The 10,234-nt window shown below is 49.9% G+C and carries 14 protein-coding genes; 7 read left to right on the forward strand and 7 right to left on the reverse strand.

Annotation, left to right across the window (positions count from 1 at the left end):
- The 3 genes from VIN66_RS03100 to VIN66_RS03110 all read right to left on the reverse strand — a co-directional run.
- A partial coding sequence (locus VIN66_RS03100) for an insulinase family protein (protein ID WP_331922625.1) occupies nt 1-713 on the reverse strand: 713 nt, incomplete at its 3' end.
- 115 nt (nt 714-828) lie between these two features.
- A complete protein-coding gene (locus tag VIN66_RS03105; protein WP_331922626.1) occupies nt 829-1,722 on the reverse strand; it encodes a ZIP family metal transporter in 894 nt (297 codons plus the stop codon).
- Complete coding sequence (locus VIN66_RS03110; RefSeq protein ID WP_331922627.1) at nt 1,719-2,327, reverse strand: superoxide dismutase; 609 nt, start codon at nt 2,325-2,327, stop codon at nt 1,719-1,721. The genes VIN66_RS03105 and VIN66_RS03110 overlap by 4 nt, the downstream gene beginning before the upstream one ends.
- 96 nt (nt 2,328-2,423) lie before the next feature.
- On the opposite strand from VIN66_RS03110, the gene VIN66_RS03115 reads away from it, so the two are divergent.
- Both VIN66_RS03115 and VIN66_RS03120 read left to right on the forward strand, forming a co-directional pair.
- A complete protein-coding gene (locus VIN66_RS03115) occupies nt 2,424-2,885 on the forward strand; it encodes a hypothetical protein (protein WP_331922628.1) in 462 nt (153 codons plus the stop codon).
- Between the two features lie 29 nt (nt 2,886-2,914).
- Nucleotides 2,915-3,283 (forward strand): hypothetical protein, encoded by a 369-nt coding sequence (locus VIN66_RS03120; protein ID WP_331922629.1) that lies wholly within the window; start codon nt 2,915-2,917, stop codon nt 3,281-3,283.
- Between the two features lie 14 nt (nt 3,284-3,297).
- Here VIN66_RS03120 and bfr (VIN66_RS03125) read toward each other — a convergent pair whose 3' ends face one another.
- Together bfr (VIN66_RS03125) and bfr (VIN66_RS03130) are read right to left on the reverse strand one after the other, a co-directional pair.
- A complete protein-coding gene (gene bfr / locus VIN66_RS03125) occupies nt 3,298-3,765 on the reverse strand; it encodes a bacterioferritin (protein WP_226766534.1) in 468 nt (155 codons plus the stop codon).
- Between the two features lie 2 nt (nt 3,766-3,767).
- Nucleotides 3,768-4,241 (reverse strand): bacterioferritin, encoded by a 474-nt coding sequence (gene bfr / locus VIN66_RS03130; protein ID WP_134052449.1) that lies wholly within the window; start codon nt 4,239-4,241, stop codon nt 3,768-3,770.
- Between the two features lie 257 nt (nt 4,242-4,498).
- Here bfr (VIN66_RS03130) and VIN66_RS03135 point away from each other — a divergent pair, with 257 nt between their 5' ends.
- Nucleotides 4,499-6,001, forward strand: coding sequence for a S10 family peptidase (locus tag VIN66_RS03135; RefSeq protein ID WP_331922630.1), 1,503 nt, complete (start codon nt 4,499-4,501; stop codon nt 5,999-6,001).
- A 56-nt stretch (nt 6,002-6,057) separates the two neighbouring features.
- Here the strand turns inward: VIN66_RS03135 and VIN66_RS03140 are convergent, their stop codons facing one another.
- Nucleotides 6,058-6,906 (reverse strand): DMT family transporter, encoded by an 849-nt coding sequence (locus tag VIN66_RS03140; protein ID WP_331922631.1) that lies wholly within the window; start codon nt 6,904-6,906, stop codon nt 6,058-6,060.
- Nucleotides 6,907-6,985: 79 nt separating this feature from the next.
- Nucleotides 6,986-7,378 (reverse strand): RidA family protein, encoded by a 393-nt coding sequence (locus VIN66_RS03145; RefSeq protein WP_134052455.1) that lies wholly within the window; start codon nt 7,376-7,378, stop codon nt 6,986-6,988.
- A 174-nt stretch (nt 7,379-7,552) separates the two neighbouring features.
- Between VIN66_RS03145 and VIN66_RS03150 the strand changes: the two genes are divergently transcribed.
- From VIN66_RS03150 to VIN66_RS03165, 4 genes are all read left to right on the forward strand, one after another.
- Nucleotides 7,553-8,167, forward strand: a complete 615-nt coding sequence (locus tag VIN66_RS03150; RefSeq protein WP_331922632.1) for a TetR/AcrR family transcriptional regulator — start codon at nt 7,553-7,555, stop codon at nt 8,165-8,167.
- A gap of 123 nt (nt 8,168-8,290) precedes the next feature.
- Nucleotides 8,291-8,881, forward strand: a complete 591-nt coding sequence (locus VIN66_RS03155; protein ID WP_331922633.1) for a hypothetical protein — start codon at nt 8,291-8,293, stop codon at nt 8,879-8,881.
- A 104-nt stretch (nt 8,882-8,985) separates the two neighbouring features.
- Nucleotides 8,986-9,444 (forward strand): ATPase, encoded by a 459-nt coding sequence (locus VIN66_RS03160; protein ID WP_331922634.1) that lies wholly within the window; start codon nt 8,986-8,988, stop codon nt 9,442-9,444.
- A 151-nt stretch (nt 9,445-9,595) separates the two neighbouring features.
- On the forward strand, nt 9,596-10,162 hold the full coding sequence (locus VIN66_RS03165; protein WP_331922635.1) for a type 1 glutamine amidotransferase domain-containing protein: 567 nt from the start codon (nt 9,596-9,598) through the stop codon (nt 10,160-10,162).
- Nucleotides 10,163-10,234 lie beyond the last annotated feature (72 nt).

Consider the following 10,234-nt stretch of genomic DNA (forward strand, 5'->3'; position numbering starts at 1 on the left):
AGTGCCACCTTCATAAGGTTGCCGGAATAATAGCGGTTATAAAACTCGACCGTTTGCGGGTGCAATTTGCTGTTGTCTTTATCACCCAGTGTTTCCAGGTTACCTATCAGAAAGCGGTTTGCCGGGTGGTTGCCCATCATACTGCGCGATAAATTGTACTGGCCAAAAAAGTCCATTTCACGGCGCATTGACCATTCAGCATTCACTGCATTTTTTTCTTTTTCGGTGTATTCCGGGTACAGCTTCGGCGCTTTAAAGAAATCTGAAAAGCGGTCAAGCGCTTCATCATAAGCGTTGTTATTGACCTTAAACATATAGTTGGTGATATCAAGCCAGGTATAGGCGTTTTGTGCGCCGCCGTTGGCGGTCATAAACTCGCTGTAGCCTTTGGTATCCGGGTAACGCTCGGTGCCAAGAAACAGCATGTGCTCTAAATAATGCGCCATGCCCTGCTGACTCATCGGATCCTGTAGCAAACCGACACCAACACTGAGTGCGGCGGCTGACTTTTGTGCATCCGGATCAGACACCAGCATCACTTCGACTTTATTTGGCAGCAACAGCGTTTTATACGCCCGTTTGTCATTCGGGCTTGCCAGCACTTCGCCCGCAACCTGTTGTGTTACAAGGTTATCCACTGCTGCACGCTGCTCTGCAGCGCAACCTGTCAGTACGGCCAAAGCAATGGCGCTGATGACAAATATCTTTTTCATGTAATTACCCGGGGAAATAAAGAAGTGTTTTTGTGCCGTCTACTGTAGTGAAATGCGAAAGCGCCAGCCAGTACAAGGCCGAAATGGATTGTAATAAAATGTGTCGGCCGGGCACTCAGCCCAGCGCGGTATCCAGTAACATCATCAGGACAAAACCCAGCATCAGGCCATTAGTTGCCGCCAGTTCATGCCCTTGCCGGTGCGATTCAGGGATCATTTCGTGGCTGATGACAAACAACATAGCACCGGCCGCAAATGCCAATCCCAGTGGCAGCAATAAGCCTGAGCCAGTCAGTACGGTTGCACCAAGCAGCGCCATTACAGGTTCAGTCAAGCCAGATAACATACCAATGCCGACTGCAAACACCCGGCTATAACCCACTGCCAGCAGAGCCATCGCCACCACTAACCCTTCCGGAATATCCTGTACTGAAATACCGATGGCCAGTGCTTTAGCGGCGCCATCGTCACCACCGGCAAAAGACGCCCCTATTGCCAGCCCCTCAGGCATATTGTGCAGCGCTATAGCAAATACAAACAGCCAACTGCGCCGCAGCGTCTGCCCTCTTAACCGGTCTTCGTCTTTAATAAAGTGTTGATGCGGCACCAGCCGCTCCAACAGCAGCATAAAGCCAGCGCCCAGTAAAATAGCCATGGCGACATTGCCCGGCGCATACCACACTGCCGCATCTCGCACTGCCAGCAGCGCCAATGCAGGCATAATCAGTGAAAACATACAGGCCGCAAGCATCACACCGGCACCAAACCCCAACATCACATCATGCAGCTTCTGTGATAGCCGGTGTAAGAACAATGCAGGCAAGGTGCCGGCAGCCGTTGCTGTTGCAGCCATCAGCCCGGCATAAAACGCATGCCTTACCTGTGGCTGTTGTTGCAATAACAACAAAAGCTGCTGCATAGCATAGCTTGCACCCAGGATAACAATAAGCGCACCGGCAAGCTTACGTGCCCGCTTTAGCGGTGATGCTGTTGCGGCTAATAATTTCATATACCTGCCTGATACCAGGCAGCAACCTGCTGCCAGTTAATAACATTAAAAAATGCGCCGACATATTCCGGCCTTTTATTCTGATACCTGAGGTAATACGCGTGCTCCCATACATCCAGACCAAGTATCGGTGTTAAACCATCCATTAACGGGCTGTCCTGATTAGCACTGCTGGTTATCTGCAAAGCGCCCTGACTGTCCTGCACCAACCAGGCCCAGCCGCTGCCAAACCGGCTAAGCGCAGCCTGGACAAACTGCTGTTTGAAATTATCAAAGCTGCCAAAGTCGCGTATTATCGCAGCGAACAGCTGCCCCTTGGGCTCGCCCCCGCCGCCGGGAGTCATAACCTGCCAGAATAAACTGTGGTTCGCATGGCCACCGCCATGATTACGCACCCCTTGTTGCAACGCAGGCGGCAGCGTCTGAATTTCGCGCAATAAACGCTCAAGCGGCCAGTCAGTATAAGCACTGCCTTCTAAAGCTGCATTTAAGCCATTTACATATGTCTGATGATGGCGGCTGTGATGAATTTCCATTGTCAGCGCATCCAGATGAGGTTCCAGTGCATCATAGGCATAAGGTAATGTCGGTAAGGTAAAGTTCATACTTGTCACTTCCTCAGATTTTATTGATAATCATTATCATTTGCATTGATGGAAAAAACAAGCCATATTTAGCTAAACCGTTTTGCGAGGTGATATATGGATACAATCGAACAGTGGAAACAGCTAATCAGGCAAGCCAACAGCGCTTTTGCCCATGAACACTTTCAGCTGGCGGCGGCATTGTATCAACAAGCCGCGATGTTACTGACCGACGCCTGGCCTCACTATCAGCAGCAGATCCGGGCTGCCGACAGCCATCATGGCCAGGACAGCATAACGCTACTCGTCATTTGTTTTTCCATCAGCATTCAGAATCTGGCAGAAACCTATGCCCGGCAACAGCGCTGGCGTCGCTGCCTGAGTACATTAAACCGCAGTTTGCAGCAGGTAACACAGTTACAGCAGACTATACCAGCGGCCCATCCGGCCAGTGTGGCGCTGTTGCGGGAAAGCTGTAACCTGCGACGGGAAATGCATCGCTTAAGCTTGCTATCAACACAGCTGTGCCCGTCAGTTGCAGCAAAAACACTGCTACCGGCATCAACCAGTGTGCACTAATGCCTGCCAAATCACTTTTGAGGGAATGTATGTTGCTTGATACTGCACTATGGCAGGATTTCAGCCGTTTAAGCCGCCATCTGAAGCAAAATGGCGCTGTAGATACCGACTATTATCGCCTGGTGTCAGACTATTGTGGTTGCTGTTGCCGGTTGGCTACCCAACTTGAGCTACAGCATAACTGCCTGTTACAGGAATGGTGCCTGCGTTATGCGCTGTTTACGCTGGCCGAAACTGCTGTTTGTGTTGAGAGCAGCGCCGGTCAGAAACAGATCTGTCTGGATATGTTGTATATGCCGCTAGTGGCCCTGACCCGGCTGTATCAGCGCCAACCACACGGCAAAGCCGAACTGGCGGCGCTTCATGCAAAATTAAAATACTGCTTTTACGCCAACTGAAAGCAGTTGTCTGCTTACATTTGTGACTGCAGGTAATTGGGCAGGCCAAGCAGTTTGATCAGGTTAAGCTGTTGCTCCAGCCAGTGCGCGTGATCAACTTCGGTATCGTCCAGTAATTGCTGCAGCATGGCACGGGTCACATAGTCCTGTTCCTGTTCACACAGTGCCATTGTCTGTTTCAGTAACTTCTGTACAGTGTATTCAACCTGCAAGTCGTTTTGCAGCATGGTTGGCACATCATGGCCAACGTGAATAGCATCACGTTTGGTCATATCCGGCACACCTTCGAGGAAAATAATGCGCTCAATTAATGCTGAAGCATGGCCTTTCTCGTCGTCAAACTCATGATCAATACGCTCAAACAGCTTATGTAAGCCCCAGTCGTGATACATACGCGAATGAATAAAATACTGATCCATCGCCGCCAGTTCATTGGCCAGTAGCAGGTTCAGCGCATCAATCACTTTCTTATTGCCCTTCATTATTATTCGCCTCCCAGCTGAGCTTGCAGATAATTTGCCAGCCCCATAGTACTGATTTGGTGCTGCTGGGTTTCCAGCCAATCCAGGTGCTCTTCTTCGTATTCCAGAATTTCAGTCAGAATATCGCGGCTGACATAATCCTGCTCGGCTTCACACAGCGCAATCGTTGCCTTTAGCAACGGCAGCTGCTCGGTCTGAAACTCCATATCGCACAGCAACATTTCAGGTGTGTCTTCACCAATGCGCAACTTGCCAAGCGCCTGCAAATTAGGTAGCCCTTCAAGCATTAAGATGCGTTCAATCAACTCATCGGCCTGCTTCATGTCTTTAATCGACTTCTTGTAACACACATCATTCAGCGCTTTTAAGCCCCAGTTCTTATAGATGCGAGCGTGCAGAAAATACTGATTAATAGAGGTTAATTCGGCTGTCAGCACTTCATTGAGTTTTGACAACACCTGCGGGTTACCTTTCATAACATGACCCTTTTTGTCCGGCCTAAAATATGCTGCAAAGTGTAGCTCAACTCAACATAAAAAGCAAAAATTTGTTTATTTTCAATAACATACTACTGATAACAATTCGCGTTATTAACTTGTTTCGCTTCCCGCTTTAGCTACAGTACATGGCAGCGTTTTTTCGTTTGCTGGTCTCAACTACTTTGAATTGTGTACGTTTTTACGTTAAACAGAACAGGCTAAAATGATAATAACCAGAGAAATCCGAGGATCTTATGCAGCTACTTAAATCGTTCGCGCTGCTGTTATTGCTAAGCAGCGCAGCAGTAATGGCGACAGAGCGCCAGATAGAAATTGACAGTAAAGTGGTTACCGAACATAAAACCGAAGTAAACGGTAAACGCTTCGGCTACACAGCCACTACCGGCACCCAACCGGTTTGGGACGAGGAAGGCAACCCAACTGCTACGCTGTTTTATACCTATTACCAGCGCAGTGACATTAAAGATCGCAGCAAAAGGCCACTGCTGATTTCATTTAACGGCGGTCCGGGCTCAGCGTCTGTCTGGATGCATGTTGCCTATACCGGCCCGAAATCACTGATCATTGATGATGAAGGTTACCCGCTGCAGCCGTATGGCGTGAAAACCAACCCTTATTCAGTACTGGATGTCGCCGACATTGTGTTTGTGAACCCGGTCAATACCGGTTACTCACGGGTTCTGCCGGGTAAAGACGGTAAAATGCCGTCTAAAGATCAGCAGCAGAAAATGTTCTTCGGCGTCAATGCCGATGTAAAGTACCTGGCAGAGTGGGTCAATACGTTCGTTACCCGCAATGAGCGCTGGCAGTCACCAAAATTCTTAATTGGCGAAAGCTATGGTACCACCCGCGTTTCCGGCCTGGCACTGGCACTGCAAAACCAGCAATGGCTGTATTTAAATGGCGTCATTCTGGTATCGCCGACCGAACTGGGTATTAAACGCGAAGGCCCGGTAGAAGCAGCCAACCGTCTGCCGTATTTCGCTGCCACTGCCTGGTACCACAAAAAGCTTACGACTGAACTGCAGCAAAAAGATTTGTATGATGTACTGCCAGAGGTGGAAGACTTTACCCTGAATCAGTACCTGCCAGCATTGGCTAAAGGCAACGCGATCAGCAGCGACGAAAAGCAGCGCATTGCGCAGCAGGTTGCAACTTACTCAGGCTTGTCAGTAGAAGCTATACTGCAAAATAACCTGGATATTCCACCCCGCTATTTCTGGAAAGAATTACTGCGTGACCGCGGTCAGACCGTTGGCCGGCTTGATTCCCGCTATTTAGGCATAGATAAAAGCGATGCCGGTGACCGGCCAGATTACAACGCTGAACTGACCTCCTGGCTGCATTCTTTCACACCAGCCATTAATCACTATCTGCGTGATGAGCTTAACTACAAAACTGATATCAAATACAACATGTTTGGCCCGGTACACCCGTGGGACAGAAGCGACGACAACACCGGCGAAAACCTGCGCCAGGCAATGGCACAAAACCCTTACCTGAAAGTGATGACGCAATCCGGTTACTATGACGGTGCGACCAACTATTTCGATGCCAAATACAACATGTGGCAGTTAGACCCAAGCGGTAAAATGAAACACCGCCTGAGTTTTAAAGGTTACCGCAGTGGTCATATGATGTACCTGCGACGCGAAGATCTGAAAAAATCAAACGACGACCTGCGTGAGTTTATTCTGGGCGCGCTGCCTGCTGAAGGTGTGGCGGCCAAGTACTAAGCGTGTAACCACGCGCCATTTCGATTGTTCAATCCCCCGCTACAGCGGGGGATTTTTTATCCTGACTTCAGCACAGGTTTTAACACCACCAGCGCTATACCGCCTAAAATGGCCACCGATGCCAATATCAGACGCAGTGTCAGCGGTTCATCTAATATCAGTATGCCGGCAATCGCCGCCAGCAGCGGTACGGTTAACTGCACCGTCGCAGCAGTTGTGGCTTTCAATAACGGCAAAACGCTGTACCAGATGGCATAGCCTACGCCTGATGTTAGTGCGCCGGATAACACTGCGTACAACATGCCGTAGCTGTCGAGCGACAGCTGCCCAAGTAAGGCAGCACTTAGCAGCAGTGTCATCGGCAAGGTGCGGGCAAAATTACCAGCGGTAACCTGTAGCGGATTAGCAGCACCTTTGCCACGCAGTGAGTATACTGCCCAGGCAAAACCCGCCGTTAGCATCAGCACTGCTCCCATTAGCGGCGGCGCCGACAACCCCGGTAGTAATAAGCCGGTTAAACCCGCGCAGGCCAGTAACAATCCCAGCCATTGCCGGGCAGAGAAACGCTCGCCGCGCCATAAACCATAACCAATCATGCTGCTTTGAACTGCGCCAAAAAGAATCAGGGCGCCAACGCCGGTATTAAGTTGAAGATAAGCAAAGGAAAACCCAGCTGCATAAACAAACAGTGCCAATGCCGACAACCAGCTACCCTGCGCTTGTGACGAACCCGATCGCAGCGCGACCAGCAGCCACAACACTAAAGCTCCGGATAACAACCTTACCGTTGTAAAACTGGCAGCATCCATGCTGGTATAGGCCAGAGCCATGCGGCACAGTAATGAATTACCCGCAAAGGCAAGCAAGGCCAGAATGGTTAATAACACAGCACGGACATTCAACATCAGAGGTCTCGGTAAGTGATTGAACAACCACAGGCTATCACTAAATGTCAGTACTATGCATTAAGCAAACCCGCACAGGTTAATGCGGGATACGGGCAATCACTTTTATCTCAAAATCAAAACCAGACAACCAGGTTACGCCAACGGCGGTCCAGTTTGGATATGGCTTAACCGGAAATACTTTCTGTTTCACCCGCATTATGCTGTCGAACTGGTTTTGTGGATCGGTATGAAAGGTGGTGACATCCACAATATCATCCAGCGTGCATCCAGCTGCCGCCAGTGTGGCTTGCAGATTATCAAAAGCCAGTTCAACCTGACGGGTGAAATCCGGCTCAGGACTGCCATCCGGCAGGCTGCCAACCTGGCCGGAGACAAATAACAGATCACCAGAGCGGATAGCTGCTGAATAGCCATGTTCTTCATACAGGGCATGGCGGTTGGCCGGGAAAATAGCTTCGCGTTCAGACATAATTTTTACCTCAAGTTAGTGTTTTACAACAGATATCAACAACGGCGCCTTGCTGCTCTTCACAAGCGGTATGGCTTTCTGCTATACATACGCTGCGTATATAAGATAATAACATACGAGACGTATGTCAATTTAATATACGCGGCGTATGTGCATAACGTTGAGGGTACTAACGTGAATAAGCGTATTCAAAATATGGCCGATAACCGGGCGAAATTAATAACAGCCGCCCGAAAAGCCTTTGCAGAAAAAGGCTACGCCGGTGCATCTATGGATGAGCTGACAGCTGACGCAGGCTTAACACGCGGCGCTTTGTACCATAACTTTGGTGACAAGCGCGGCTTGCTGGCGGCAGTGGTTGAACAGATAGATTCAGATATGGCAATGCGGGCGCATGCCATAGGTGCCAAAGAGCAAGATGAATTTCAGGGCTTGCTGGCAGAAGGTGCTGCCTATATCCGCATGGCATTGGAGCCTGAAGTGCAGCGCATTGTGTTACTGGATGGCCCAGCGGTGCTGGGTGATCCTTCCCAATGGCCAAGCCAAAGCAGTTGCCTGCAGGCAACCCGCTTAACAGTAGAACGTTTGATTGCCCAACACGTTATCAAACCGGTCGATGCGGAAGCGGCTGCCCGCTTATTAAGCGGTGCCGCGCTGAACGCCGCGCTGTGGATAGCGGCCAGCTCAACCCCGCAGGATGTTATGCCCAAAGCCATACAGGCGTTTCAGTTGCTGGCATCAGGGTTACTTGAAAACGATAACCAGTTTTCCGTAGCAGCAAAACTATAGAAGCTGAGCCTGCTTTGGCTATACTGGTGATATCTGTCGTACCCGGGTTGTCGTGTGAGAATAACTGCGCATGCTCTGCTGCTTGCTTTATCAATACTCTGTTGTTGTGTATTCGCACAGCCAGTGCGTATTGGTATTCCTTTGGGTGACACGGCTCTGAGACAAAAAATCCAGCAGCAGGTAAGCAATGCCTATCTGCAGCTGGGTTACCAACCGCTGTTTGTTGAGTTGCCTTCACAGCGACGCTTGCACTTATTGCGCGAAGGCGACATAGACGCCGATTTGTTTCGGATCTGCCAGTTAGATGATACGGATTCAGACTTGCAAGTTGTGCCGGTGCCGCTGGAAAAATTACAACTTAACGCTTACAGCTTGTCAGCCAGCAGTTTGATTGACTGGCGTGGGCGCCCTGAGCTGCTGATAAGTCATATCCGCGGCTTTAAAATGGCAGAGTTACAGCATTTCGTCGGCAAAAGGGTCGCTGTTGCTAATGACGAACAAGCCTTCGGTCTGATGCTGCAAGGCAGGGTTGATATAGTGCTGGAAGACAGTCGCACCGCCGAACGGTTTTTAGCAACAGAGGAAGATGCTGCAGAGATTATCTGGCAATCTGTGGCAGATTTTACTGTCTGCCATGTTGTTAGCCAGCAGCTCTACCCGCTTATTCGGGCACTCAGTAAACAACTAACCTTAGCGACAAACACTGCGCAATAAAGCCCCATTGTTTCCTGCTCCTTAACCACCACCTTAGCTACCCGGCCTCATCTTTGCATAGGATTACAGTAAGACATCCCTGACAACTACGGTAAGGAGGAATTATGCGCGTTGAGTCATTCAGGGACTTACTGGACTGGACGTCAGGCTATCACCTGCACTTATCACAGTGTTTCCGTCAATGTGCCCAACTACAGCAGAATGAGCGCTCAGGTATGTTGCTGGATTATCTGGCAGATAAAGAACTGCGTCTGGCGGCTTGTGTACTGGGTTTTAAACACCTGGGTGAAGACAAAGCGCTTAACACCTGGTGCACCGAGCACCTGGACCGGCACCCGCTGATGGTTGACGCCGCCTGCGATGAAGATTTTGCGCTGATGAACACCACCGAAATCATCACGGAAGTGGAAAAACAGCATCAGCTTATCATCTTGTTATACCAGAACTTATATGACCGCAGCCAACCGCCGAAAATGCAGGAGTTGCTGGCAGAGGTACGGGATCTGGAAGTGAATGAATCGCAGCAGATGATGCACGGCGCCAACCGGCTGGAAGATATCTGAACCGCGTCAAAGAGGGGCTGTTCGCCCACCGCATTGCAGGTAAGTTTTACAGGGTGCGATGTAAATTTGGCTGTTTTCAGATCGCCCAAGCCCCCTGCAGGATGCCAATTTGTTTAACAAAAACTGTTTAATCACCAAGAGGAGACTGAGTATGAACACACAGAACAAACTTTCAGGTAAAAAAGTAGCAATACTGGCAACTGACGGCTTTGAACAAAGTGAACTGGAGTCACCACGTGAAGCACTGTTGACCGCCGGTGCTAAAGTAGATGTTATTTCTCTGCAAAGCGGTAGCATCAAAGGCTGGTCCGGTAAAAACTGGGCTGATGAAGTCAGGGTCGATAAAACGCTGGAAGAGGTCGATGCTGCCGACTACGATGGCCTGGTACTGCCAGGCGGCTTAATTAACCCTGATACTCTGCGCCAGGATAAACAGGCGATCCAATTTATTCAGGGCTTTTTCAGTGATAACACCAACAAACCGGTAGCCGCTATTTGCCATGGCCCCTGGTTACTGGCCGAAGCCGGTGTATTACAAGGCCGTAAAGTCACCTCTTATGCCAGCATTCAAACCGATCTGAAAAACGCCGGGGCACAGTGGGTAGATGAAGATGTCGTCGTCGATAATGGCCTGGTTACCAGCCGCTTTCCTGACGATTTGGCCGCATTTAACCGCAAACTGGTGGAAGAAGTGTGTGAAGGCCGGCACCGCATTTAGGGTTAAAAAGCCCCCGGTTTTAGTAACCGGGGGTGCGCACAGCGCAGATTGCACAACGGCGGGAGGAAAGTA

This window comes from Rheinheimera sp. (assembly GCF_036568245.1).
Lineage (GTDB): Bacteria > Pseudomonadota > Gammaproteobacteria > Enterobacterales > Alteromonadaceae > Alishewanella.

Excerpts from the sequence above, each read along its gene's own strand:
- VIN66_RS03145 (WP_134052455.1), bottom strand. The coding sequence starts at position 7,378 with ATGTCTGAACGCGAAGCTATTTTCCCGGCCAACCGCCATGCCCTGTAT.
- bfr (WP_134052449.1), bottom strand. The coding sequence starts at position 4,241 with ATGAAAGGTAACCCGCAGGTGTTGTCAAAACTCAATGAAGTGCTGACA.
- VIN66_RS03140 (WP_331922631.1), bottom strand. The coding sequence starts at position 6,906 with ATGTTGAATGTCCGTGCTGTGTTATTAACCATTCTGGCCTTGCTTGCC.
- VIN66_RS03120 (WP_331922629.1), top strand. The coding sequence starts at position 2,915 with ATGTTGCTTGATACTGCACTATGGCAGGATTTCAGCCGTTTAAGCCGC.
- VIN66_RS03105 (WP_331922626.1), bottom strand. The coding sequence starts at position 1,722 with ATGAAATTATTAGCCGCAACAGCATCACCGCTAAAGCGGGCACGTAAG.
- VIN66_RS03110 (WP_331922627.1), bottom strand. The coding sequence starts at position 2,327 with ATGAACTTTACCTTACCGACATTACCTTATGCCTATGATGCACTGGAA.
- VIN66_RS03165 (WP_331922635.1), top strand. The coding sequence starts at position 9,596 with ATGAACACACAGAACAAACTTTCAGGTAAAAAAGTAGCAATACTGGCA.
- bfr (WP_226766534.1), bottom strand. The coding sequence starts at position 3,765 with ATGAAGGGCAATAAGAAAGTGATTGATGCGCTGAACCTGCTACTGGCC.
- VIN66_RS03160 (WP_331922634.1), top strand. The coding sequence starts at position 8,986 with ATGCGCGTTGAGTCATTCAGGGACTTACTGGACTGGACGTCAGGCTAT.
- VIN66_RS03115 (WP_331922628.1), top strand. The coding sequence starts at position 2,424 with ATGGATACAATCGAACAGTGGAAACAGCTAATCAGGCAAGCCAACAGC.
- VIN66_RS03135 (WP_331922630.1), top strand. The coding sequence starts at position 4,499 with ATGCAGCTACTTAAATCGTTCGCGCTGCTGTTATTGCTAAGCAGCGCA.